19 protein-coding genes are annotated in these 24,545 nt (G+C 75.8%); 4 read left to right on the plus strand and 15 right to left on the minus strand.

Translation table 11 applies throughout. The annotated features are described in order from the left end of the window. Window positions 1-52: 52 nt before the first annotated feature. The 5 genes from ACIA8Q_RS30350 to ACIA8Q_RS30370 form a co-directional block, all read right to left on the minus strand. Window positions 53-595, minus strand: a complete 543-nt coding sequence (locus tag ACIA8Q_RS30350; RefSeq protein WP_360214413.1) for a SigE family RNA polymerase sigma factor — start codon at window positions 593-595, stop codon at window positions 53-55. Window positions 596-737: 142 nt separating this feature from the next. Further along, window positions 738-1,970, minus strand: a complete 1,233-nt coding sequence (mycP, locus tag ACIA8Q_RS30355) for a type VII secretion-associated serine protease mycosin (protein ID WP_360214415.1) — start codon at window positions 1,968-1,970, stop codon at window positions 738-740. A gap of 99 nt (window positions 1,971-2,069) precedes the next feature. Then, window positions 2,070-2,360, minus strand: coding sequence for a WXG100 family type VII secretion target (locus ACIA8Q_RS30360; RefSeq protein WP_360214417.1), 291 nt, complete (start codon window positions 2,358-2,360; stop codon window positions 2,070-2,072). Window positions 2,361-2,461: 101 nt separating this feature from the next. Continuing rightward, window positions 2,462-2,767 (minus strand): WXG100 family type VII secretion target, encoded by a 306-nt coding sequence (locus ACIA8Q_RS30365; protein ID WP_360214419.1) that lies wholly within the window; start codon window positions 2,765-2,767, stop codon window positions 2,462-2,464. Window positions 2,768-2,947: 180 nt separating this feature from the next. Then, window positions 2,948-4,654, minus strand: coding sequence for a type VII secretion protein EccB (locus tag ACIA8Q_RS30370; protein ID WP_396318010.1), 1,707 nt, complete (start codon window positions 4,652-4,654; stop codon window positions 2,948-2,950). A gap of 177 nt (window positions 4,655-4,831) precedes the next feature. On the opposite strand from ACIA8Q_RS30370, the gene eccE reads away from it, so the two are divergent. The 3 genes from eccE (at window position 4,832) to ACIA8Q_RS30385 (ending at window position 9,425) form a co-directional block, all read left to right on the plus strand. Then, window positions 4,832-6,232: a type VII secretion protein EccE gene (gene eccE / locus ACIA8Q_RS30375; protein WP_360214423.1), complete on the plus strand. Its 1,401-nt coding sequence runs from the start codon at window positions 4,832-4,834 to the stop codon at window positions 6,230-6,232. Further along, the gene (locus tag ACIA8Q_RS30380; protein ID WP_360214425.1) at window positions 6,232-6,999 is read left to right on the plus strand and encodes a hypothetical protein; all 768 of its coding nucleotides are present in this window, start codon (window positions 6,232-6,234) and stop codon (window positions 6,997-6,999) included. The genes eccE and ACIA8Q_RS30380 overlap by 1 nt, the downstream gene beginning before the upstream one ends. A gap of 128 nt (window positions 7,000-7,127) precedes the next feature. After that, entirely contained in the window at window positions 7,128-9,425 is a 2,298-nt protein-coding gene (locus ACIA8Q_RS30385) for a MinD/ParA family protein (protein ID WP_396318011.1), read from the plus strand. Window positions 9,426-9,537: 112 nt separating this feature from the next. Here ACIA8Q_RS30385 and ACIA8Q_RS30390 read toward each other — a convergent pair whose 3' ends face one another. From ACIA8Q_RS30390 to rimP, 10 genes are all read right to left on the minus strand, one after another. Beyond that, window positions 9,538-10,482, minus strand: coding sequence for a bifunctional riboflavin kinase/FAD synthetase (locus tag ACIA8Q_RS30390; protein WP_360214429.1), 945 nt, complete (start codon window positions 10,480-10,482; stop codon window positions 9,538-9,540). 65 nt (window positions 10,483-10,547) lie between these two features. After that, a complete protein-coding gene (locus ACIA8Q_RS30395) occupies window positions 10,548-14,129 on the minus strand; it encodes a serine protease (protein ID WP_396318012.1) in 3,582 nt (1,193 codons plus the stop codon). Between the two features lie 310 nt (window positions 14,130-14,439). Next, window positions 14,440-15,369, minus strand: coding sequence for a tRNA pseudouridine(55) synthase TruB (gene truB, locus ACIA8Q_RS30400; protein WP_387907383.1), 930 nt, complete (start codon window positions 15,367-15,369; stop codon window positions 14,440-14,442). Window positions 15,370-15,403: 34 nt separating this feature from the next. Beyond that, window positions 15,404-16,507 (minus strand): bifunctional oligoribonuclease/PAP phosphatase NrnA, encoded by a 1,104-nt coding sequence (locus ACIA8Q_RS30405; protein ID WP_360214435.1) that lies wholly within the window; start codon window positions 16,505-16,507, stop codon window positions 15,404-15,406. A gap of 2 nt (window positions 16,508-16,509) precedes the next feature. Continuing rightward, entirely contained in the window at window positions 16,510-16,950 is a 441-nt protein-coding gene (rbfA, locus tag ACIA8Q_RS30410; protein ID WP_360214437.1) for a 30S ribosome-binding factor RbfA, read from the minus strand. 153 nt (window positions 16,951-17,103) lie between these two features. Continuing rightward, a complete protein-coding gene (locus tag ACIA8Q_RS30415) occupies window positions 17,104-17,400 on the minus strand; it encodes a DUF503 domain-containing protein (RefSeq protein ID WP_030289887.1) in 297 nt (98 codons plus the stop codon). Between the two features lie 149 nt (window positions 17,401-17,549). Further along, entirely contained in the window at window positions 17,550-20,681 is a 3,132-nt protein-coding gene (gene infB, locus ACIA8Q_RS30420) for a translation initiation factor IF-2 (RefSeq protein WP_360214439.1), read from the minus strand. A gap of 241 nt (window positions 20,682-20,922) precedes the next feature. Beyond that, window positions 20,923-21,222 (minus strand): YlxR family protein, encoded by a 300-nt coding sequence (locus ACIA8Q_RS30425; protein ID WP_360214441.1) that lies wholly within the window; start codon window positions 21,220-21,222, stop codon window positions 20,923-20,925. A 98-nt stretch (window positions 21,223-21,320) separates the two neighbouring features. Next, entirely contained in the window at window positions 21,321-22,343 is a 1,023-nt protein-coding gene (nusA, locus tag ACIA8Q_RS30430; protein WP_360214443.1) for a transcription termination factor NusA, read from the minus strand. Window positions 22,344-22,397: 54 nt separating this feature from the next. Next, window positions 22,398-22,952 carry a ribosome maturation factor RimP gene (rimP, locus tag ACIA8Q_RS30435; protein WP_360214445.1) on the minus strand — a complete coding sequence of 185 codons (555 nt, stop codon included), beginning with the start codon at window positions 22,950-22,952 and terminating at the stop codon, window positions 22,398-22,400. Window positions 22,953-23,791: 839 nt separating this feature from the next. On the opposite strand from rimP, the gene ACIA8Q_RS30440 reads away from it, so the two are divergent. Next, window positions 23,792-24,421 carry a ferritin-like domain-containing protein gene (locus ACIA8Q_RS30440; RefSeq protein WP_396318021.1) on the plus strand — a complete coding sequence of 210 codons (630 nt, stop codon included), beginning with the start codon at window positions 23,792-23,794 and terminating at the stop codon, window positions 24,419-24,421. The last annotated feature ends 124 nt before the right edge of the window (window positions 24,422-24,545 follow it).

A 24,545-nucleotide genomic window follows, 5' to 3' on the forward strand; every position in this document is an offset into this window, starting at 1 on the left:
TTGCGTCGCGGTCTGCGGGACGTGGTGTGCGGGAAGTGGTCTGCGGGAGGTGTCAGCGCGCGGCGAGCTCGGCCAGCGAGTCGCCGAGCAGGGTGCGCAGCCGGGCCAGGGCCCGGGTGGTGCGGGTGCGGACCGCCCCGGAGGAGACGCGCATCGCCTCGGCGGTCTCCTCGACGCTGCGGTCCTCCCAGTAGCGCAGCACCAGGACGGCCCGGTCCTTGGCCGGCAGCCGGCCGAGGGCGTCCAGCAGGGTCAGCCGCAGGGTGCTGTCCGTCTCCCGCCCCTCCGGTTCGGGGAGCTCCCCGGTGGGGCGTTCGGAGCTGGAACGGCGGCGCTGCTGGGCCAGGAAGGTACGCACCATCACGGTGTGGGTGTAGGCCGCCGGGTTGTCGATCCGGTCCCGGCCGCCCGTCCAGGCGCTGCGCCGCCACAGCACGTACATCCGGCTGAGGGCCTCCTGGACGAGGTCCTCGGCGTAGTGGGTGTCGCCGCTGGTGAGCAGGCAGGCCGAGCGGTACAGGTGGCCGGTGCGGACCGAGACGAGTTCCAGGAACTCGGCGTCCTTGGCCTCCCGGCCCGACCTGGTCCACCCCATGCGTACCGCCCCCGTTGCCCGCGCTCCCCGACACCTCTTGGATGCGCCGAGGGGCCCGCGGTGTTACAGGCGCCCCACGGGACTCCTCCGGCCACCGGAGGGGTGCTGCGCACACGGACCGGTCGGCCGCCGTACGCAGCGGTCAGTCGGCGGACCGGCGGCGGTGGTCCCGCAGCACCACGCCGCCGCCGATCAGCAGGGCGACCAGCAGCGCCCCGGCGGCGAGCACGTACGTCGCGGTGCGGCCGTCGCGGTCGGCCTGGGTCTCGCCGAGGCCGACCGGCTGCGGCACGATCGGGGCCGCCGCCAGCTGGACGGGGGCGTCCGGGGCCGGGGTCGCCGGTGCGACGTCGGGCGCCTTGGTGACGGCGCGGACCGGGTCCACCACGCCCCAGCCGATGAACCGGTTCGGGCCGCGCTCGGTGCGCTGCGCGGTCTGCTCGATCCAGGCCCGCACCTGGGCCGGCTTCCAGTCCGGGTGGGCGCCGACCAGCAGCGCGGCGAGCCCGGACACGTACGGCGCGGCGAAGCTGGTGCCGTTGTCCACGCACTGGCCTCCGCGCGGGACGGTGGAGAGCATGTCGACCCCGGGCGCGGCGACCTTCACGAAGGAGCCGTACTGGGAGAACGGGGCGCGCTCGTTGTTGCGGTCGGAGGCGCCGACGGCGAGCACGGTCGGGAAGGCGCCCGGATAGGTGTCGCCCTCCTTGCCGTCGTTGCCGGTGGAGGCGACCACCACGGCGCCGCCGTCCTCGGCGGCCTGGATCGCGGCCTTCAGCTCGTTGTAGCCGCCGAACGCCGCGGTGCCCGCGCCGCGGACGTCCTGGGAGATGTTGATGACCCTGGCCTTGGCCCGGACCGCCTCGTTGACGGCCTGGACGAGGGTGGAGACGTCCCCGTTGCCGTCGCTGTCGTTCTGCCGGATCGAGAGGATCCGGGCGTCGGGGGCGAGCCCGACGAAGCCCGTCCGGTCGCTGCGCCCGGCCGCGATGATGCCGGCCACCTTGGTGCCGTGGCCGACCGGATCGTCCTTGGAGCCGCCCGGGACCTTCTCCTTGGTCTCCCGGTTGACCAGCAGGCTGGGGCCCTCCAGGACCTTGCCGGCCAGCTGCGGGTTCTGGTCGTCCACACCGGTGTCGATGACCGCGACCAGCACGTCCCTGCCGGTGGTCCGCCCGCCCTGCCACAGCTCGTCCAGCAGCAGCCGCTGCAGCGACCACGGCACGGTCGGCACGTCGGGCGCGTTCTTGGGGCAGTCGCCCGCGGCGGCCAGTCCGGGGCCGCCGTCTGCCGCCGCCGGGGCCGCGAGCGGGCCGCCCAGCACCGCGAGCGCGGCCAGCACCGCGGCCGCCTTCCGGTACCCGCGTCCGGACACCCTGCCACCCCTCATGTCGTCCACCCCTGCCGCGCACCGGGGGCGGGCACCCGGAGCCCGGGTACCCGCCCCCTCACGTCCCCGCCCGGGGACGCGTCGTCACTGCCAGAGCTTGGCGTTGTTGTCCTCGGTGGTCTTGTAGCTGGTCGCCGCGTTGTCCAGCGAGGTGGCGATCTGCGCGCAGACCTTCTGCAGGTCCGCGGCGCGGGTGTCCCACTGGGTCTGGTAGGTCTGGTAGCCCTGCTGGGCGGCGCCCTGCCAGCTGCCGGAGACCTTCTGGACGTCGCTCTTGAGGTCGTTCAGCAGGTGGTCGATGCGGCCGGCCGAGGCGCGCACCTCCTCCGCCGCGTGGTGGACGGTCTCGAAGTTGACGAGGATGTTGTCGGACACGGTGACTCCTTGACGAGGAATGCGGGGCGCCGCACGATCGGCCGCGGGCGCCCCGCCGAGCGGAAGGTCGGAACAGGCGGGTGGTCAGCGCGGTGCGGTGATCAGCCCTGCGCGGAGGCGAACAGCGCCTTCTGCTCCTCTTCGGTGCTCGCGTAGTGCTTGGTGGTCAGCTCGATCGCGTGCTGGATCGCCGTCAGCGACTCCTTCAGCTTCGCGATGTCGGTGTTCACCTGCTCCTGCAGGGTCTTGTAGGCGGTGGCCGCCTGGCCCTGCCAGCCACCGGTGACGCCGTCGACCGTGCTGATCAGCTTCTGCCGCTCGGCCTCGATCTTGCCGACCGCTTCCTCGATCCGCTTGGCGAACGCCAGCATCTCCTGTGCCGTCATCGTGAACTGACCCTGAGCCATGTTCCACCATCCCCCATGAGACAAGCCGTGTGTACGGAGGGCCTCCCGGCCCGAGCCGCCGCATCACCCGAGTGATGCCCACGTGCACTGTAGTCGGCGGGCGCAACCCGCCCAACACCGAGCACAGAGTAGTTACCAGACCATGACACGGGGGCCAATTCGGTTGTCCGGCCCCGCCCGTCAGGCGTTCTGCGGCTGCACGGCGCTCTTCGCGGTCAGCGGCGGACCGGCCGGCACCAGGTTGGACCACTCGCGCGGCACCGGCAGCGGCTGCAGCCCCTGGTAGCCCAACCGGGCCTGGTTGGCGCCGGGTTCGTCCTGCTGCTGGGGCTGCTGGTCCGGCGCGGTGGCGCCCGGCTGCGGGGTCGGCGACTTCGTGGCGCCGCCCCCGCCCGACTGCCCCCCGGGCGGCGCGGTGGCACCCGCGGACGGCGCGGCGGCGGCACCCCGGCCACCGTCGCCGTTCGCCGGAACGGAGTACCGCAGACCGGTCTCGGTGATCAGGAAGTCGGTGCCGGAGCCGCCCACGGTGTTGTCCATCGCCCGGTAGAAGAGGCCGTGACCGGGGGTCACGTAGGCCGCGCCGGCACCGTTGTTGTACGGCGCCGGGTACGCCGGGCCGGCCCAGACGCTGCGCCTGGGCGTGCGGCCGTCCTCGCCGACGCCGTCGAAGGTGCTGCAGACCACCAGGCGCGGGTCCTGGCGGTCCTGCCAGTTGTTGGCCGGCGCGGCGGCCTTCAGCGGCCAGTCGTCCCCGGCGTTCGGCAGCCGGGTGTCGCCGCCGAACGCGGCGTGGTCGGCCGGGGTCATCTCGTCGCTGCGCGGCTTCCTGTCCGCGTCGTACTTGTAGAGGACCTGGTAGGCCGGGTTCTGCCGGATCAGCTCCGCCTGGAAGGCCGTCACCAGGTACAGCCGGTCCTTGCCGACCACGTAGTTCCGGTCCTGGTAGTGCACCAGCCGGCCGATCCGGCGGTCGGCCTGGTTGCCCAGCGCCACCGAGGAGTTCGGCCCCTGGCTGTCCGCCACCCCGTCGATCTGCGGGAAGACCACCGGGCTGCCCGGCACCAGGGTGTCCAGCCACTCGCGCTTGACCCGCTGCGGCACCGCATTGGGCCCGAAGACCGCGGTGATCAGCGCCTTGCGCTCCTTGTCGTCCGCCTGCGGGGACCCGATCTCGTGCTTGCGCCCCTGCGCGTCGACCAGGAACACCTTCGCGTCTCCCGGCCGGGCGCCCGGCTGGCCCGGCGCCGGCTGCACCGAGACCTGCTGCTCGTCCGCCTGCTGCACCAGCAGCAGTTGGTCCGGGCCGAGCATCCGGTCCCTGGCCGAGAGGGCCGCCGCGTCCTGGCCCGCCGCCACGAACACCGCCTGGTTGACGGTCTCCTGCTTGTCGTCCGAACCCGGGCGGTCGCAGACCGACCACTTCATCGGCCGGCCCGCGTTGTCCTTGCTCGGCAGCTTGTCCGGCGCGTACGGGATGCCGATCGTCGGCCCGTGGTTGGGGTAGGCGTCGAGCACCCCGTCGTCCACCACGACCACCTTGGCGTCGGCCGGCAGCACCAGCCGCGCCGAGGACATGTTCAGCACCTGGTGCAGCCGCTTGGTCCGGCCGTCCGGATCCGTCAGCACCACGTACCGGGTGGTCGACTTCTTGCCCTGGATGACGCTCTTGCCGTCGTCCCAGTGCAGCGGCGCGCTCGGCTTGAACACCCCCCACAGGCCGAACCCGGCGACCACCAGCGCCCCGACCAGGACGCTCGGCAGCACCGCCTTGACCGGCCGCGGCGCGTCCTCGTCGCTGCCGCCGCCGGCGGGCTGCAGGAACGCCCCCACCGTGCGCTTGCGCGCGAACGTGTACGCGTTCAGCTCGTCCCGGCGCGATGCCATCCTCGTCGTCCCCCTCGTCGGACATGGTCAGACCGGCCTGCCCCGCCGCCCGCACCCGCCGGGCGGCGACCCGCGCGAACCCTCTACGATGCGGCAGCAGCCGGTGAGTACCGTACGGGTAGGGTCCGCGAACCAGCCAGCCGGGCCGCGACAACCGATCAGAGAGGTCACCGGGGGATGCCAAGCCAGACCGCTCCAGGACGCCGCGACCCGGCAACGGGCGGGAGGTCGCGCCGCTCCGGCCGGGCGCAGCGCGGCACCGCGGCCGCCGGGGCCGCGCCCGAGCCGCCGCAGCCCGGTGGCGGCGGGCCCGTCGCGGTCCGGGTCAACCCCCGGCCCGGCCTGCTCGGCGGCCGGCTGAAGCTCCAACAGCTCGTCCTCGTCGAGGTCGCGGCCGCGCTGGTCGCGGTCGGCTGGACGATCAGCCGACCGGTCGCCGCCGGGTTCGGCGCGGTCGCCCTGGTCCTGGTCGTGTGCGCCGCGGTCCCGCTGCGCGGGCGCACCGTCGCCGAGCTGCTGCGGGTGCGCGCCGCCCTCAAGTCCCGCCGCCGGCAGGCCCGCAGCACGCTCCCCCCGGCCGGCACCGACCCGGCGCTCGCGCCGGCCCTGGAGCTCGAACCGGCGCTGCGCACCTGCACCCACGCCACCGAGGCCGACCTCGGCGGCCGCCCGGTGCGCCGCGAGACCGGCATGGTCGGCGACGGGACGTTCCTCAGCTCCGTCCTGCTCGTCCAGGCCAAGGACCAGCCGCTGCGCCCGGTGCGGACCGCACTGCCGCTGCCGCTGGACGTGGTCTGCTCCGCGCTGACGGTGGACGACATCACCCTGGAGTCGGTGCAGCTCGTCCAGCACACCCAGCCGGCCCCGGCCCCGCACCTGCCCGAGCAGTCCCTCGCCGCCCGCGCCTACCGCGAACTCCCGGACGGCACCGCCACTCCGGGCCTCCGGCTGACCTGGGTCGCCCTCAAGCTCGACCCCGAACGGGCCGCGGCCGCCGTCCGGGCCCGCGGCGGCGGTGAGGAGGGCGCCCGCAAGGCGCTGCAGCGGGTCACCGACCAGCTGGCCGGGCGGCTCAACAGCGCCGGGTTCAACGCCACCGTGCTGGACGAGCGCGAACTGATCGCCGCCCTGGCCATCTCCACCTGCGCCAATCCGATCGCGGTGGCCGGTCGCCAGGGCACCGGCAGCGGCGGCGGCACCACCCGCCGCACCCAGGAGGGCAACCGGTTCTGGCGGATCGACGACCGCTGGCACAGCACCTACTGGATCTCCCGCTGGCCGCAGCTCAGCCGCCCCGGCGGCGCCCCCGGCCGGATCGCCGCCCCCGACCTGGTCAACCTGATCACCGGCACCCCGGCGCTGGCCAGCACCTTCAGCCTGACCGCCGGGCACGGCACCGGCGGCTCGGTCACCGTCAGCGGCCACCTGCGGGTCACCGGGCGCAGCGAGAGCGAGGTGGTACAGGTCGGCCGCCAGGTGGAGACCCGGGCCCAGGGCGCCGGGCTCGGCCTCGTCCGGCTCGACCTGGAACAGGCCCCCGGGGTGCTCGCCACCCTGCCGCTGGGAGGAGCGTCCTGATGGCGTACCAGACCTATCCGGCCCCCGGCCCGCAGCACGGCGCCGAACGGCCCCGGGTGCGGGCGCGGATACTGCCCGGCTTCGGGCTGCGCGGCCCCCGGCGGGAGAAGCACGTGCTCGACCCCGCGGACCTCGGGGCGCTGGCCTTCCCGGTCGGCGACGACGGCGTGGTGATCGGCGCCGACCCGCAGGGGCAGCCCGCGGTGCTCGGCCTGTTCCGGCCCAGCGCCTACGACCTGGTGCTGGTCGGCGGCGTGTGGACGGCCCAGGTCATCGCGCTGCGCGCGGCCGCGACCGGCGCCCGGGTCGCGGTGGAGACCGCCCGCGGGCAGCTCTGGGGCCCGCTGGCGCAGGCCGCCGGCGGGGGACAGCCGTGCGTGACGGTCCACCAGGTCGGCCGGCTCGGCCCGCAGGGCGCCTCGGTGACCTCGCCGGTCCTCGTCGTCCGCGACCTCGGCGCCCGCCCGCCGCGCAGCCGGCTCTCCGCCGCCCCCTGGCAGACCACCCTGACCCTGCTGCCCTACCTGGGCCCCAACGCGGCCCGGGTGCTCAACGCGGCCGACCTGGTGGGCCTGCAGCGGATCTCCCCGCAGGAGGCGGAACTGACCGGCCGGGTGCTCTCGCTCCCCCCGGAGGACGTCGCCGCCCTGCCCGCCCTCGGCGACGACCTCACCCTGTGGACCACCCGGATGCGCCGTCAGTACGTGCGGGCCGTCGCCGGGCCGGCCGAGCAGCAGGTTCTCGGCGGGCCGCGCCGGATGGACTGAGCCGCCGATCCCGGCCGGGGCCCCGGTCGGGATCGGACGCCGCCTTCAAGGGGGGTTGCCGCACGGCCTAGTCTGTGATGCGGCAACGGCACCGCTGAACAAGCGGCGGCGAACACGAGGGAGCCCTAGTGAGCAGCGATCGGGACGGCGTCTACGTCGGCGACAACGCGGCGGAGGACGACGACGACTGGTCGGACGCGCCTGACTACACTCCCCCGTCCTGGTACGTGCAGACGGACGCCGCGGCGGCACCGGCGACCCCGGCCCCGAACCCCGCCGGGCCGACCGCCCCGGTGGCTCCGGCCGCTCCGGTGGCCCCCGTCCCCCCGTCGGCACCGACCGCACCGGCCACCGCCGCCCAGGCACCCGCCGCTCAGGCACCGACCGCCCCGGCCCCCGCCGGCCCGGCTCCGGTGGGCCCCGCCGCCGGCCCGTACCCGTCCGCGCCGGCCCCGGTGCCCGCGCAGGCGCAGCCCCAGGCGCCCGTGGCCGTCCCACCCGTCCAGGCCGAGGCGCAGCACGTCCCGTTCCCGGTGGCCGCCCCGGCGCCGGACCGGGCCGCCCCCGCCCCGGTCGCCCCGCAGCCGGTCCCCGCCCCGGTCACCCCGCAGCCGGTCCCCGCCCCGGTCGCCCCGCAGCCGCAGCCCGCCGCCGCCGAGTACCCGCAGGCCGTCGCCCCGGGCTGGCCGGCGGCCGAGGCCGCGGCACAGCCGCACCCGCAGCCCGCACCGCTGCAGCAGCCCGGCCCCGTCCCGGCCGCGCAGCAGCCGTACCCGGTCCCGGCCGCTCAGCCGGCCCCGGCCGCCCAACCGGTGGCGCCCGCCCAGCCGGTGGCGCCGCAGGCGTACCAGCAGCCGGTCCCCGCCCACCAGCCGCAGGACCCGCAGGCCGCCGCGTGGGGCGCCGCCCCGCAGGCCCCGTTCCAGCCGGACCCGGCCCAGCCGCAGCCCGCGGCCCCGCAGCCGGCGCCGGTGGACCCGCGCCAGGGAGGCTGGCCGCAGCCCGCCGCCTACCAGCAGCCGGCCCAGCCGCAGCAGCCCGGCCCGGGGCAGCCCTGGCCGCCGCAGGGCGGCCAGCCGCAGGCGCAGCCCGCCGCGTTCCAGCAGGCCGCCGCGCCGCAGCAGGTCGCGCACGGCGCTCCGCTGGGCTACACCGCCGCGGTCGAGCTGTCCTCGGACCGGCTGCTGCGCAGCCAGCCCAAGCAGCAGCGCCAGCAGCCGCGGTTCCAGTTCGGCGGCAAGGCGGCGGCCGCCGAGAAGTCCCGGAAGCTGGAGATCATCCGCACCCCGGTGCTGAGCTGCTACCGGATCGCCGTGATCAGCCTCAAGGGCGGCGTCGGCAAGACCACGACCACCACCGCGCTCGGCGCGACCCTGGCCAGCGAGCGCCAGGACAAGGTGATCGCGATCGACGCCAACCCGGACGCCGGCACCCTGGGCCGCCGGGTGAAGCGGCAGACCGGCGCGACCATCCGCGACCTGGTGACGGCCATCCCGCACCTGCGCAGCTACATGGACATCCGTCAGTTCACCTCGCAGGACCTCAACTCGGGCCTGGAGATCCTGGCGAACGACGTCGACCCGGCGGTCTCGACCACCTTCAACGACTCGGACTACCGCCAGGTCATCGACGTGCTGGGCCGCCAGTACCCGATCATCCTGACCGACTCCGGCACGGGTCTGCTGTACAGCGCGATGCGCGGGGTGCTCGACCTGGCCGACCAGCTGATCATCGTCTCCACCCCCAGCGTGGACGGTGCCTCCAGTGCCTCGACCACCCTGGACTGGCTCTCCGCGCACGGCTACGCGGACCTCGTGCAGCGCAGCATCACGGTGGTCTCCGGAGTGCGCGAGACCAGCAAGATGATCAAGGTCGAGGACATCGTCGCGCACTTCCAGACCCGCTGCCGCGGGGTGGTCGTGGTGCCCTTCGACGAGAGCCTGGCGGCCGGCGCCGAGGTCAACCTCGACATGATGCGGCCCAAGGTCCGCGAGGCCTACTTCGAGCTGGCCACCCTGGTCGGCGAGGACATCGCCCGGGCCCAGCAGGCCGCCGCCCAGCAGGCCGGGTGGCAGCAGCAGGCGCAGGCAGTCCCGTACCCGCCGCAGGGCGGCCAGCCGGCCCCGCAGCCGTACACGGGACAGCAGGGACTGCCCGGCCAGGCCGCCCAGCCGGCCCCCGGGGCGCCCTGGGCACCGCAGCCCGGCCAGACCCCGCCGCCGGCCGGGTACGGATACCCGCCGCCGCAGCCCGCCCCGACGGCCTGGCCGCAGCCCGGCCAGCAGCCCCCCGCCCCGCAGCCGGGCCCGGGCTACGGCTACCCGCCCGCCCAGGGCCAGCCGTCGCAGCCCGCGCCGCCGGCCCAGCCGGAGGGCTACCAGCCGCCGCCCGGGTACGGATACCCGCCGCCGCAGCCCCAGCAGTGACGCCGAAGGGCCCGCCGACCTCGTGGTCGGCGGGCCCTTCCGCGCGGGCGGTGCGGCGCTCGACGGCCGGCGCTCGACGGCCGGCGCTCGACGGCCGGCGCTCAGCAGCCGGTCAGCGGCCGTCGGTCAGCTCGCGGGCCTGCTTGACGTCGTCGGCCATCCGGTCGAGCAGCGCCTCGATGGAGTCGAACTTCTCCATCCCGCGCAGGTACGCCAGGAAGTCCACCGCCACGTGCAGCCCGTAGAGGTCCAGGCCGACCCGGTCGATGGCGTAGGCCTCGACGGTGCGGCTGGTGCCGTCGAAGGTCGGGTTGGTGCCCACCGAGATGGCCGCGGGCATCCGCTCGCCGTCGGCGGTCAGCCAGCCCGCGTACACGCCGTCGGCCGGGATGGCGCTGTGCGCCACCGTCTCCACGTTGGCGGTCGGGAACCCGAGCTCGCGGCCGCGCTGGGCGCCGCGCACCACCGTGCCCTCGACCCGGTGCGGGCGGCCGAGGACCTCTCCGGCGCCCGCCATGTCGCCGGACTCGACCAGGCTGCGGGTCAGCGTGGAGGAGAACGGCCGGCCGTCCCCGGCGCTGCCGCTCACCTGGAGGTCGACCACCTCGACGTCGAAGCCGGCCGCCCGGCCCAGCTCGGCGAGCAGCGCGACGTCCCCGGCGGCCCGGTGCCCGAAGCGGAAGTTGGGGCCCTCGATGACGGTCCGTGCGTGCAGCGCGTCCACCAGGACCTGCTGCACGAAGGTCTCCGGCGACTCCTGGGAGAGCTCCGGGGTGAACGGCAGCACCAGCACCGCGTCCACGCCGAGGCCCGCGATCAGCTCGGCGCGGCGCGCCTGCGGGGCGAGCAGCGCCGGGTGGCTGCCCGGGCGGATCACCTCGCGGGGGTGCGGGTCGAAGGTCACCACGACCGTGGGGAGGCCGAGTTCGCGGGCACGCTCGACGGCCCGGCCGATGATCAGCTGATGCCCGCGGTGCACCCCGTCGAACGAACCGATGGTGACGACGCTGCGTCCCCAGTCACCGGGGATCTCCTCCAGGCCACGCCAGCGCTGCACCCTGACCGCTCCTTGTTCCGTACGGCGCGTACCCTCTGTACGCTCAAACGCTCAAACCCGAACCCCTATAGCGTGCCATGCGCCTGCTCCTGCTCCGGCACCGGAATACGGGTTGACCGCACCTGCGCCCGTACGGCCCGCCCGGCGGCGGTCCGCTCCGCCTCCGCGGCGGCGCTCCGGGGATCCCGGCCGGCCGCCACCAGGCCCCGCATCCGGGCCAGCCGGGGGCCCTCCGGCGGAGCCGGGGCGGCGTCCTGCGGCCACTCGGCGAGCAGCCGGGCGAAGGCCGCCGAGCGTCCTGCGCAGCCCACCAGCACCTCGTCCGCCGACGCCAGCGCGGGCGCCGCCCGGGCCAGCACCGCGCGGGCCCGGGCCGGCCGCTCGGCCGCGCAGTGCTCGGCCAGCCCCTCCACCGCGGCGGTCAGCACCGCCGGGTCGGCCTCGGTGGCGAGCAGGGTGTCGAGCAGCTCGCAGCGCAACGCGTCCGCCGCCGGGTCGGCCACCGGGGCGGACAGCACCCGGGCGAACGGGCGGCGCACGGCGGGCGACCGGGCCGCCAGGGCTCCGCCGAGCAGCACCCGCAGCTCGAGCCGGGCCGCCGGGCCACCGGTCGCCGCGCGGGCCAGCCGCCGGCCCAGGTAGTCGACGGCCACCGGGCCGGCCAGCTCCGGCCGCTCGCGCAGCAGCCGGGCCGCCAGCTCGGCGCCGCGGCGGGTGGCCACCGGGGCCGTCGCGTCGGCGAGCACCCGCAGGGTCTCGGCGACCGCCCCACCGGGGGCGGCCAGCCGGTCCGCCAGCGCGGCCAGGACGGGCTCCGGGTCGCTCTCCAGCGCCGGTGCGAGCGCCGCGGCGGTGAGGAAGGCGTCGCCGCCCGCCCGGTGCAGCGCCAGCGCGGCCGGGAGGTGCCCGGCACGCGTCGCCGGATCGCCGAGCAGCAGGGCGAGGGCGGCTCCGTGCAGGCCCGGCTCGTCCTCGCGGGCGAGCAGGGTCTGCGCGGTGAACCGCAGCAACCCGGCGGCGGCGCCGACGGCGTGCGGGGCGACCCGCAGGGCGTGCACGGCGGCCGCCACGTGCCGCTCGGGCCGCCGGTCGTGGCTCCAGCGGTCGACCGCCCGGCAGAGCGCGGAGGGCTCCTCGGCGGCGAGCAGGGTGAGCAGCGCGTCCGCCCGCGGGTGCGCGGCGTCGACCAGCGCGTCCGCCAACTCGTCCAGGGCGAGCCGGCGGTGGGCGTGCAGCAGGTCGTGGGCGAGGTCGGCGACGGTGTGACCGGGGCGCCCCGGCAGCCCGCGTCCGTCCTCGAACCAGCCGCAGAGCAGGGGGAACACCGCGACCGGGTCGGCGCGCAGCCGACCGGCCACCGCGGCCAGGTGGCCCTGCCCGGGGCCGTCCGCGACCACCAGGCGGCGCAGCAGGGCTAGTTCGGCCTCGACCGGCAGGCCGAGGCCGGTCCAGAAGGCCGGACCGAACGCCGCTCCCCCGTCGGCGGCCCGATCGGCCAACTGCTCCAGCAGCGCCAGGTGTTCGACCGGGTCCGGGCTGGCGGCCAGCCCGGCGGTCAGCAGGCGTCCGGCCCACCAGGCGGGTTCGCTGCCGGGCGGGCGCAGGTCCAGCGCCCGCCCGATCCGGTGCAGCCACGGGTCGAGCGCCGGCGCGCCCCAGGCCTCCGCCAGCTGGCGCAGCGCGGCGACGACCGGGCCGATCCGGTGCCGGGGGACACCGCACGCCCGGCCCGCCGGGACGCGCCCCCCGGCCGACCCGGTGGGCGTGTCCTCGGCCTCGCCCAGCAGCAGCCGCAGCGCGACGTCCAGATCCAGGTGCGAGCCCTGCAGCCAGTCGGCGAACTCCCCGTGCGCGAACCGGAAGCCGGTGCCGGCCGGGACGAACAGGCCCTCCGCGAGCACCGCGGTGGCCCAGCCGCCAGCCGCCGGGAACAGCTCCTCGAAGGCCTCCCGGCCCAGCCCGCCCGGATCGGCGCCGAGCATCCGCCGGGCCGCCTCGTGCACCCGCCCGGCGACCGCCGCCGCCAGCCGCCGCACCCGCCCCTGCGCCGGACCGGCCGGCGCGCCCCGCCGGTGGGCGCCGGGGCGCCGGGGCCGGGGGTCCTCGACGAGCCGCCGGGCCACCCGCAGGCACTGCAGGTCCAGGTGGCCGCCGAACAGCTCCGCCCGCCCGCCCGGCTCCCCGCGCAGGCCCTCCGCCCAGAGCTCGCCGGCCAGCCGCACGGCCAGCGGGTGCCGGGCGTCGGCGGCGGCCGGCCACCCCGGCGGCAGCCCGTAGCGGCGGCGCACGCGTTCGGCCGCCTCGGCGGGCAGCGGCCCGAGCCGGTGGCCACCCAGGCTGGGGGCGCCCGGGCCGGCGCCGTCCATCCGGACGGTGGGGGCGCTGGCCAGGTCTCCGTACGGGGCCGGCTCCTCGTCGTACCCGGCGCGGGCCGCGCCGCCGCCCCACGTCTCGGCCGCCAGCCGTTCCCAGGTCTCCTCGGCGCAGGCGGTCAGCAGCCGCGCCCCGCAGCCGGTGAGCCAGTCCCCGGCGCCGCGCAGCCAGCGCGGCTCGAGCGGCGCGGGCGCCTCCTCCGGGCCGTCCAGGACCACCAGCAGCGGGCGGCCGGCCGCCGCGCACAGGGCCGCCACCGGCTCCGGCGCGGGCGCGGGGGTGCCCAGCTCGGCCGCGGCGGCGGCCAGGGCCCGCTCCACCGGCTCGGCCAGCGAGCGGTCCCCGGCCCGTAGGTCCGCGCCGCGCAGCCACAGGGTCGGCAGTTGCCGGGCGCCGTCGGCCCGGCGGGCGGCGAGGGCGGCGAGTTCGGTGGTGCGCCCGCTGCCGGGGGCGCCGACCACGGCGGTGACGGTGGTCCGCGGCTCGTCCCCGGTCAGGCCGTCGGGCCGGTCGACCCGGTCGGCGGCGAGCCCGGCCACCCGGCCCGGTCCGGCCCCGGCGGCGGCCAGCTGGACGGCGGCCAGCCGCAGCACCCCGGCCAGGTTGAGGGCGGGCCCGTAGGCGGGCACCGCGGCGGCGTTGCGCGCCAGGAGTTCGGCCAGCGCGGGGGCGGCCGCCGCCGCGCCGCCGCCGGCCGGCACCGCGGCGAGCGCGCCGCCGTGCCGCGGGCCGCCCAGGGCGGGCGCGGCCAGCGCGACCACGGCGCCGCTGCGGGCGTCGAGCACCGGCGAGCCGGCCGGCACCGAGGCCCCGGCGACCACCAGCGGGTCCAGCAGCAGCACGCCGCCCGGCAGGTGGCGGCCGTCCGGCCCGGTGTACCCGAGGCCGGTGACGCCCAGCAGGCCGCAGCGCAGCGCCACCGCCCGGTCGTCCTCCCCCGCCAGCGCGGGCACCACCACCTCGTGTCCGGCCGCGAGCGCGGCGACCGGCAGCGCGGGTACGGGCAGCCCGCCGACCGCGTCGGTGCGCAGCAGGGCGAGTCCGTGCCCGGGCAGCGCGAGGACGGCGTCGGGGCCGAGCACCCGGGTCTGCCCGCCGGGGGTGTGCAGCACGAGGCGGTCCAGGCCGGCGACGGCCTCGTGCGCGGTGAGGACGGTGCCCCTCGGGTCGGCGACGAACCCTAAGCCGTGCAGCCGCCCGTTGAGGTCCCGGATCCGCAGCAGGTACCGCCCCGGGTCCCCCGCCACCCCGTCGCCGTCCGGCATGCCCGCCATGTGCTCCGCCCCCTCGACTGGCGCCGGCCGCCTCGGGGGCGCGCCGGGTGCCCGCGGCCGTCGCTGCGGGGCCCGTCCCACCGGCGGCCCCGCTCCGTCCGCGGTGGCACCGGCGCGCCTCCTCGGCCTGCTCGCGCGAGGCCCTCGGGCCCGGTTCCGGACCCGCCGGGGAGCCTGCCCGGAGCGGCGGCGGCCCGACCGCGCCCGCGCCGCTCACCACCGGCGTTCACCTCGCGCGCTCCCCCGCACGAGTGAAACCCCCGCCGGGACGGATCCCGACGGGGGTGACAGCAGGGGCGTGCGGGGCGCGTCAGCCGACGAAGACCGCGACCGGCTTCGCCTGGCCGTCCTTCTCCTCGACCAGCGCGAGGAAGCGCCCGTCCGGCCCGTACACCGCGATCGGCCCGTCCACGCCGAGCCCGGGCGCCTTCAGCCGGGCGCCGTGCGACAGCTTCTGCGCGGACGCCTCGTCCAGGTCCCAGCGCGGGAACGCGGCCGCGGCGGCCTCGCCGATCGGCAGCACCTCCAGGCCGGTGGCGGCCTCGCCGGTGACGGCGGCCTCCAGCTCCTCCAGCGTGCGCGCCGACTCCACCGCGTAGGGCCCGACCCTGGTGCGCCGCAGCGCGGTCAGGTGCCCGCCGACGCCGAGCCCGGCACCCAGGTCGCGGGCCAGCGCCCGGATGTACGTGCCGGAGGAGCACTCCACGGTCACGTCCAGGTCGATCACCGGCGTGCCGTCCTCGGCCACCGCCGCGCGCTGCCCGTGCACGGTGAAGGAGTGGATCGTGGTGGGCCGGGCGGCGAGCTCGAACTCCTCGCCCTCGCGCACCCGCGCGTACGAGCGCTTGCCGTCGATCTTGATGGCGCTGACCTTGGACGGGACCTGCATGATCTCGCCGGTCAGCGCCGCGATCCCGGCGTCGATCGCCTCCCGGGTCACCCCGTCGGCCGGGGTGGCGGAGGTGACCTCGCCCTCCCGGTCGTCGGTGACGGTGGTCTGGCCGAGCCGGACGGTCGCCTCGTAGGTCTTGGCGGTCAACATCAGGTGGCCGAGCAGCCGGGTGGCGCGCTCGACGCCGATCACCAGCACGCCGGTGGCCATCGGGTCCAGCGTGCCGGCGTGCCCGACCTTCCGCGTCCCGGCCAGCCACCGCATCTTGGCGACGACCCCGTGCGAGGTGATGCCCTCGGGCTTGTCGACGATCACCAGGCCGTCCGGGCCGGTGCCTTTGCGCTTCATCGGGTTCTTTCTCTCAGGAGCGGTCAAGAGGTGATCAAGGTACCGGCCGCAGCGCGGCCCGGAACCGTTCGACCACCGCGGGCACGTCCTCCCGCGCGCTGAACCCGGCGGCGAAGACGTGCCCCCCGCCGCCCAGCTCGGCACAGGCCGCGGCGACGTCCACCGCGCCCTTGGAACGCGAGGAGCCCCGCAGGGTGCCGTCCGGGTCCTGCTTGAGCACCAGCGCCACCTCCGCCTCGGCGGGGCGGCGCAGGATGTCGATCAGCCCCTCGATCTCCTCGACCGTGACGCTGAACAGCACCAGGTCCTGGTACGGCACCCAGGTCCACACCAGCCCCAGCCCGCCGGCCGCGTCCGGTTCGTAGACGGCCCGGTCGAGCGCGCCCGCGAGCACCTTGAGGTAGCCGAAGGAGGAGGTGTCCCACAGCTGCCGGGAGATCAGGTCGTGCCGGATGCCGGTGGCCAGCAGCCGCCCGGCGAGTTCGTGGGTCGCGGGCGTGGTGGCCCGGTACTTGAACGAGCCGGTGTCGGTGGCGACGCCGGTGTAGAGGCAGGTGGCCAGGTCCTGGTCGAGCTCGACGCCGAGCCGGCGCAGCAGTTCGTCGACCAGCACGGCGGTGGCCGGGGCGGTCGGGTCGATCAGCTGGTGGGTGCCGAAGCCCGGGTTGGAGGCGTGGTGGTCGATCACCACCAGGACGGGCGCGGCGAACGCCTTGTCGTGCAGCAGCCCGAGGCGGCTCTCCGCGGCCACGTCGAAGCAGAGCACCAGCTCGGGGACGTCCGGGACGTCGGCCGCCGGCACGATCAGCTCCTGGCCGGGCAGGAAGGCCAGCGACTCGGGCACGATCTGCGGGTCGTCGCCGAAGGAGACCCGCACCTGCTTGCCGAGCCCGCGCAGCGCCAGCCCCGCCGCCAGCGAGGAGCCCAGCGCGTCGCCGTCCGGGCAGATGTGGCAGATCAGGTCGATCGAGCGCGCCCGCCCGATCTCCGCCACCACCTGCTGCCAGAGCAGCTCGAAGCCGCTCTCCTCGGCGCGCGGCCCCGGAAGCGCCGCGAGGGCACCCTCCACCGTGCTGGTGGAGGACGCCCCCGTGGTCGAACCGGCTCGCGAGGCGGCCTGCGCCGGCTCACCCGCCATGTCTACTCGTCCTCGTCGTCACGCTCGGACGCCGGAACCTTGTACGGGTCCGCGTCGCCGGCGTAGGCCGCCCCCGCGGCGGTGGTGCGCACCGCCGCGTCGATGGCCTTGGCCCGGTCGAGCAGGTCGTCGATGTTCCGGGCGTTGTCCGGCAGCGCGTCCGCGACGAAGGTCAGCGTCGGGGTGAAGCGCACCCCGATCTTGCCGACCTCGGAGCGGATCACGCCCTTGGCGCTCTCCAGCGCGGCGGCCGTGGCCTCGCGCTCGGTCTCGTCACCGAAGACGGTGTAGAAGACGGTGGCCTCGCGCAGGTCGCCGGTCACCCTGGTGTCGGTGATGGTCACGAACCCCAGTCGCGGGTCCTTGATCCGTCGTTCCAGGGTCTGGGCGACGACCACCTGGATGCGGTCGGCGAGCTTGCGCGCCCTTGCGGTGTCGGTCACGTTGCCTCCTCGTGCAGTGGGCCCGGTACCCGGGTGAGCTGCGCACCCGTCGGGGCCCACGCCCCAAAGTACCGGCCCGCGCCCGGCCTTGCGGGCGCTCCGGGTCCTGATCTGTGTGAGAACGGCGACTTCCGCCGACCGCCTCCACAGCTCTCATTCGTCGTCGTCGTTGTGGTAGCGCCTCCTCGCGGAGAGGAGCTGCACCTCGGGGCGGCCGGCGACCAACCGCTCACAGCTGTCCAGGACCTCGGTGACGTACCCGGCTTCGCCGGACACCACCGCCAGGCCGATCTCGGCCCTGCGGTGCAGGTCCTGGTTCCCGGTCTCGGCAGCGCACACGCTGTACTTGCGCTGCAGTTCGGCCACGATGGGCCGCACGATCGAACGCTTCTCCTTGAGCGAGTGGACGTCGCCCAGCAGCAGGTCGAAGGTGAGTGTTCCCACGAACATGTGTGACAGGTCTAGCCGACCTGAAGGCCTCGGGGGCACCGCCCGGAACCGGGCCGGTGCTTCGTCGTTCGACTACCGGGACCCTACACAGCGAGACCGGGGCCGGTCGACGGAAATACCACCCGTCGACCGGCCCCGGATTCCACCGACTACGAGCGCGGCTTCTCGCGCATCTCGTAGGTCTCGATGACGTCGTCGACCTTGATGTCGTTGAACGACCCCAGGGTGACACCGGCCTCGAAGCCCTCGCGGACCTCGGTCGCGTCGTCCTTGAAGCGGCGCAGACCCTCGATGGTGAGGCTCTCCGCCACGACCTTGCCGTCGCGGATGAGGCGGGCCTTGGCGTTGCGGCGCAGCAGGCCCTCGCGGACCAGCACACCGGCGATGTTGCCGAACTTGGAGGAGCGGAACACCTCGCGGATCTCCGCGGAGCCGAGGCGGACCTCCTCGTACTCCGGCTTGAGCATGCCCTTGAGGGCGTTCTCGATCTCCTCGATCGCCTGGTAGATGACCGAGTAGTACCGGACGTCCACGCCTTCCTTGTCGGCCGCGGTGCGCGCACGGCCTTCGGCGCGCACGTTGAAGCCGATGATGATGGCGTCCGAGCCCATCGCCAGGTCCACGTCGGACTCGGTGATGGCACCCACACCGCGGTGCAGGACCCGGAGCTCGACCTCCTCGCCCACGTCCAGCTTGACGAGGGCGTCCTCGAGGGCCTCGACCGAACCGGAGACGTCACCCTTGATGATGAGGTTGAGCTGCTCGATGGAGCCGGCGGCGATGGCCTTGTCCAGGTCCTCCAGGGACACCCGGACCCGGCGCTGCGCGAAGGCGGCGTTGCGGTCGCGGGCCGAGCGCTTCTCGGCGATCTGGCGGGCGGTGCGGTCCTCGTCGACGACGATGAAGCTGTCGCCGGCGCGGGGCACCGAGGTCAGACCGAGCAGCAGCACCGGGCGGGACGGGCCGGCCTCGGAGAGGCTGTTGCCGTTCTCGTCCAGCATCGCGCGGACGCGGCCGTAGGCGTCGCCCACGACGATCGAGTCGCCGACGCGGAGGGTACCGCGCTGCACGAGCACGGTCGCCATGGCGCCGCGGCCCTTGTCGAGGTGGGCCTCGATGGCGATGCCCTGCGCGTCCTGGTCGGGGTTGGCCCGCAGGTCGAGCGAGGCGTCCGCGGTGAGGACCACGGCCTCCAGCAGCTGGTCGATGTGCAGACCCTGGCGCGCGGAGATGTCGACGAACATGGTGTCGCCGCCGTACTCCTCGGCCACCAGACCGAACTCGGTCAGCTGACCGCGGACCTTGGTCGGGTCGGCGCCCTCGACGTCGATCTTGTTGACGGCGACCACGATCGGCACGCCGGCGGCCTTGGCGTGGTTCAGCGCCTCGACCGTCTGCGGCATGACGCCGTCGTTGGCCGCGACCACCAGGATCGCGATGTCGGTGGACTTGGCACCACGGGCACGCATGGCGGAGAACGCCTCGTGACCCGGGGTGTCGAGGAAGGTGATCGGGCGCTGCTCGCCGTTCACCTCGGTGACGACCTGGTAGGCACCGATGTGCTGGGTGATGCCACCGGCCTCGCCGGCCACCACGTTGGACTTGCGGATCGCGTCCAGCAGTCGGGTCTTACCGTGGTCGACGTGACCCATGACGGTGACGACCGGCGGACGCGGGGCCAGCTGGTCCTCGTCGCCCTCGTTGGCGCCGAAGTCGATGTCGAACGACTCCAGCAGCTCGCGGTCCTCGTCGTCCCGGCTGACGATCTCCAGGACGAAGCCCATCTCGCCGGCCAGCAGCTCGAGGGTCGCGTCGGAGACCGACTGGGTCGCGGTGACCATCTCACCGAGGTTGAACATCACCGAGACGAGCGCGGCCGGGTTGGCGTTGATCTTCTCGGCGAAGTCCGTCAGGGACGCACCGCGCGACAGACGGACCGTCTGGCCGTTGCCGCGGGGCAGCATCACACCGCCGACGGACGGGGCCTGCATGGCCTCGTACTCCTGGCGCTTCGCCCGCTTCGACTTGCGACCGCGCGCCGGGCGACCGCCCGGGCCACGACCGAAGGCACCCTGCGTGCCACCACGGGCACCCGGGCCGCCCGGACGGCCGCTGAAGCCACCGGGACGCGGACCGAAACCGCCGCCGCCACCCGGGGCACCGCCACCGGGACGCGGGCCGCCGAAGCCGCCGCCACCGGCCGGGCGCGAGCCCGGACCGGCCGGACGGCCCTGGAAGCCGGGACGCGCGCCGCCCGGAGCACCCGGACGACCGCCGGGGCCACCGGGGCCACGACCGCCGGGGCCCGGACGCGGGCCGGGAGCCGGACGCTGCGGCATCATGCCCGGGTTCGGGCGCGGCATGCCGGACGGGGTCGGGCCGCCGGGACGCGGCGCGGCCGGACGCGGCATGCCATCGGGACGCGGAGCACCACCCGGACGGGGGGCACCGGCACCCGGAGCACCCTGGCCACCCGGACGCGGACGGTCGCCGCCCGGACGCGGGGCACCACCGGGACGCGGCGCACCGGCACCCGGCGCACCGGCCGGACGCGGGGCACCGGCACCCTGGGCACCGGCCGGACGCGGACGGTCGCCGCCCGGACGCGGACGGTCGCCGCCCTGGGCGCCCTGACCGGCCGGACGCGCACCCGGCGCGCCGGGACGGCGGTCGCCGGGGCGGGCCATGCCGGTGGCGCTGCCCGAGGTGAACGGGTTGTTGCCCGGACGCGGGCCGGCCGGACGCGGGCCCGGACGGGCGCCGCCGCCGGCGGCGGGACCGGCCGGACGCGCGGCCGGGGCGGCCGGACGCTGCGCCTGGGTCTCACCGGCGGGAGCCGGCGAGGAGAACTCGGCCGCGGGCGCGGCCGGGGCCGCCGGGGCGGCGGGACGCGCCGCCGGGCGCGGGCCCGGGGTCGGTCCGGCCGGCTTCGCGGCGGGGGCGGCCGGAGCGGCGGGAGCCGCGGCGGCCGGGGTCGGACGGGGACCGGGGGTCGCGCTGGGGCGCGGACCCGGGGTCGGAGCACCCGGCTTGGGTGCACCCGCGGCGGCAGAGCCGCCGGCGGGCTGGGGCGCCGCGGTCTTCCGCGGGCCCGGCTTGGCAGCGGAGCCACCACCGGTGGGGGCAACGCCAAGCGCGTCAGTCAGCTTGCGCACGACCGGCGCCTCGATCGTCGAGGACGCCGAACGGACGAACTCACCGAGCTCGGTCAGCTTGGCCATGACGGCCTTGCTCTCCAAGCCAAGCTCCTTGGCGAGTTCGTAAACCCGGACCTTAGCCACTTCACTCCTGTCTATGAGTCCGGGGTGTCTCGTCCGCCGGACCGTCGCTACTTCATGGGCGTACCCATCGCGTACTCATCGCGTACTCATCGAGTGCTCATCGCAATCTCGACCTACTTCCACATCGCGAGGTACCTGACTGGTGGCACGGCGCGCGGCTGCCCGCGCACTGTGCTTGTTGCGGTGGTTCTTCCGCCGCCTGAGCTGAGCGGCGGCCGTTGCGGGCGGCCGCACCGGGCGCTCAGGGCGCCGGGGTGTCGCCGGTCCGCTCCTCGATGAACCCGCGGAGCCGCTCCGTGTCGAGCGCGCCCTGGAGCCGGAAGGCCCGGGGGAACGCCCTACGGCGGACCGCGAGGTCGAGGCAGGCCGGATCGGGGTGCAGGTGCGCGCCCCGGCCCGGCAGTGCGCCACGGGGATCGGGGACGCAGACGCCCTCGACCGCCGTGACACGCAACAGCTGGTGCTTGGCCGCTCGCTTGCGGCAGCCCACGCAGGTGCGTTCCGGGCGTGCTCGGACGTGCGTCCGGCCAGACGAAGGCAAGTCTACCCCTCCGAAGGGACATGGCGCCGCCCCGCCGATCCCGCCCGGACTGGCGAAGCGTCTAGGACAACACTGACGACCGGGTGGATGCCACCCGATTACGACCGGCCGTGACCGCCCTCGGGGCGGTCGCCGTCCTCCGGCTGCCCCTCGGTGTCCGGCCGGATGTCGATCCGCCAGCCGGTGAGACGGGCGGCGAGGCGGGCGTTCTGCCCCTCCTTGCCGATCGCCAGCGACAGCTGGTAGTCGGGCACGATCACCCGTGCGGAGCGCTGGGCGGCGTCGACGATCTCCACGCTGGTCACCCGCGCGGGGGACAGCGCCGCGGCGACCATCTCGCGGGGGTCCTCGGACCAGTCCACGATGTCGATCTTCTCGCCGTGCAGCTCGCCCATCACCGCGCGCACCCGGCTGCCCATCGGGCCGATGCAGGCGCCCTTGGCGTTCAGCCCGGCCCGGCGCGACCAGACCGCGATCTTGGTGCGGTGGCCGGCCTCGCGGGCGATGGCGGCGATCTCCACGCTGCCGTCCGCGATCTCCGGGACCTCCAGCGCGAACAGCTTCTTCACCAGGCTCGGGTGCGTGCGCGACAGCGTGACCGAGGCCCCTCGGACACCGCGGCGCACCGCGACCACGTAGCACTTCAGACGGGTGCCGTGCCGGTAGTCCTCGCCCGGGACCTGCTCCTGCGGCGGCAGGATGGCCTCCAGCTTGCCGATGTCGACCAGCACGTTCTTCGGGTCGTTGCCCTGCTGGACGACACCGGTGACGATGTCGCCCTCCTTGCCCGCGTACTCGCCGAAGGTCTGGTCGTCCGCGGCGTCGCGCAGCCGCTGCATCATGACCTGGATGCCGATGCTGGACGCGATCCGGCCGAAGCCGTTCGGGGTGTCGTCGAACTCCTTCGGCTCGACGCCCTCGTCCAGCTCCGCCGGGTCCTCCGTCGCCCACACGGTGACGTGGCCGGACTTGCGGTCCAGGTGCACCCGGGCGCGGCGGCGCGAGCCCTCGGTGCGGTGGTACGCGGTGAGGAGGGCGGACTCGATGGACTCGACCAGCAGGTCGAAGGGGATGTTCTTCTCGTTGACCAGCGTGCGCAGGGCACTCATGTCGATGTCCACGGCTACGCCTCCTCGTCTTTCGTCACGTTCGTCATGGTCCAGGCGGTGCGCAGGTCACTCCGCACCGTCGTCCCCCTCCTCGGAGGCGTCGCCGTCCGCGAAGTCCGCGGTCTCGTCGAGGAGCTGCTCGTCCTTGCGGTTGAACTCGACCTGCACGCGCGCCCGGTCCACCTCGGCGTACTCCAGCCGACGCTCCTTCGGGCGGCCGCGGCCCTTCACCGGCTGCACCTCGACCAGCGCGCCGTCCTCGTCGGCCTCCAGCACCCGGGCGACGATCTCCCCGCCGTCGACCAGGTGGATCGCGGCCAGCCGGCCCTGGGCCCGCTGCCAGTGCCGGGGCAGGAGCAGCGGACGCTCGGCGCCCGGCGAACCCACCTCCAGCAGGTAGGCCTCGTCACCCATCAGGTCCGACTCGTCCAGGGCCTCGCCGACCACCCGGCTGAACTCGGCGATGGTGTCCATGTCCACGCCGCCGTCGGTGTCGACGTCGATCTGCACCTGCCGGCGGTTGCCCGCCCGGGTGACCTTGACGTCCTCCAGGTCCAGACCGGCCTGCGCGGCCAGCGGCTCCAGCAACGCGCGCAGCCGGTCGGTGTGGGTGGTGCTCATCCGGGTGGACTCCTCGGCCGCGTCTGCTGTTGTCAGAAGGTCGCGCCGCGACCCCGGCGCCGGGGTACGGCGCGCACCGGGTCACGGCAGCTCGGCCCAAAGCCTAGCCGGTGAAGCCGCCAACCACCGATTCCGGACCACCCCCGACCGGTCGCACGCCACCCACTGCGAGCAAGCTCACACCGGTCCGGACAGGCCTTCGTGATCCGAATCAGTGCCCGGAAACATGGGGATTCTGTAATCATTCACGCCTACGAGGGCAGGCGGGGAGTCCGTCCTCCCGTACACGCCCCGGAGTGACACCGATGCAGCCGCCCAGCCGACGGACCCTCCTGGCCCTCGGACTGCTCCTCCTCGCCACCGCCTGCACGGGCGGACACGGCGGCAACGGCGCGGCGCCCGGCGACCGCGGCACCGCCCCCAACCCCGACGAGCCGGTCATCCTGCGCGCCGTCGCCGCCACGGACACCCTGCTCACCGGCTACGACACCCTGCTCGCCACCCCGGCCGGGGCCGCGGACAAGGACCTGGCGGCGCTGCGCGCCGAGGTCGTCCGGCACCGGGCCGCCCTCGCCCACGACCTGCCCGCCGCCTCCGTCCCGCCCGCGCCGGGCGCCGCCCCGGCCACCTCCGGCAGCGCGAGCACGGCCCCCGGCCCGACCGCGACCCCGCCGGCCACCGCCGTCGGCACCCCCGCCGCGCTGGCCGCCCTGGAACGCCAGACCGCCCGGACCCGGCTCGCCGACCTGGCCGCAGCCCGCCCGCCGCTGGCCCGGATCCTGGCCTCGATCGCCACCTCCGACGTGCTGCACGCCGTCGCGCTCGGCGACAACACCCCGCTGGTCACCCCGCCGCCCGCCCCGACCGCCGCGCCCACCGGCACCCCGTCCGGCCCGGCCGCCCCCGGCTCCGCCGAACCGTCCGGCTCCCCCTCGCCGGCCGCCGCCCCGCCCACCACCGCCACCAGCCCGGCCGCCACCGCCCCACCCGGCGCCGTCGCCGCCCTCCAGGGCGCCCTCGGCGCCGAGCACGCCGCCGTCTACGGCTACGGCGTGGTCGGCGCCCGGCTCCCCGACGACCAGCAGCGCGCCGACGCCCGCACCGCCTACGCCGCGCACGAGGCCCGCCGGGACGCCTGGCAGCGGCTGGTCGGTTCGCTCGGCGCCACCCCCTCCGCCGCCGCGGCCGGCTACCAGCTCCCGTTCGCCGTCACCGACGCGGCCGCCGCCGGCCGGCTCGCCGCCCACCTGGAGACCCGGCTCACCACGGTGTACGCCGACCTGGTCTCCGCCGTCCCCGGGCCGGAGCGCACCGCCGCCGCCGACGCGCTGCGCGAGTGCGCCCTCCGGGCCCACCGCTGGGGCGCCCCCGACCAGGCCTTCCCCGGCATCCCCGACACACCCCCCGGCCCGTCCCCGTCAGCCCCGGCGACCGCCTCCGCCCCGGCCACCGCAGGCAGCACGGGCTGAGCGCCCCGCCCGCCCTGCCCCCGCACTGACCCGTGCCACCGACCACGCGGCACTGACCTGCGAGTTCACCCGCATGACCGACAATGGACGGAGCAGTACCCACGGGGGAGCGTCAACCGGAAGG

It is taken from the genome of Kitasatospora sp. NPDC051705 (assembly GCF_044453265.1).
Lineage (GTDB): Bacteria > Actinomycetota > Actinomycetes > Streptomycetales > Streptomycetaceae > Kitasatospora.

Bases quoted from the DNA above. Each gene is read 5' to 3' on its own strand.
- ACIA8Q_RS30350 (WP_360214413.1), bottom strand. From the start codon at position 595: ATGGGGTGGACCAGGTCGGGCCGGGAGGCCAAGGACGCCGAGTTCCTG.
- ACIA8Q_RS30365 (WP_360214419.1), bottom strand. From the start codon at position 2,767: ATGGCTCAGGGTCAGTTCACGATGACGGCACAGGAGATGCTGGCGTTC.
- ACIA8Q_RS30370 (WP_396318010.1), bottom strand. From the start codon at position 4,654: ATGGCATCGCGCCGGGACGAGCTGAACGCGTACACGTTCGCGCGCAAG.
- eccE (WP_360214423.1), top strand. From the start codon at position 4,832: ATGCCAAGCCAGACCGCTCCAGGACGCCGCGACCCGGCAACGGGCGGG.
- ACIA8Q_RS30380 (WP_360214425.1), top strand. From the start codon at position 6,232: ATGGCGTACCAGACCTATCCGGCCCCCGGCCCGCAGCACGGCGCCGAA.
- ACIA8Q_RS30395 (WP_396318012.1), bottom strand. From the start codon at position 14,129: ATGGCGGGCATGCCGGACGGCGACGGGGTGGCGGGGGACCCGGGGCGG.
- truB (WP_387907383.1), bottom strand. From the start codon at position 15,369: ATGAAGCGCAAAGGCACCGGCCCGGACGGCCTGGTGATCGTCGACAAG.
- ACIA8Q_RS30405 (WP_360214435.1), bottom strand. From the start codon at position 16,507: ATGGCGGGTGAGCCGGCGCAGGCCGCCTCGCGAGCCGGTTCGACCACG.
- ACIA8Q_RS30415 (WP_030289887.1), bottom strand. From the start codon at position 17,400: ATGTTCGTGGGAACACTCACCTTCGACCTGCTGCTGGGCGACGTCCAC.
- rimP (WP_360214445.1), bottom strand. From the start codon at position 22,952: ATGAGCACCACCCACACCGACCGGCTGCGCGCGTTGCTGGAGCCGCTG.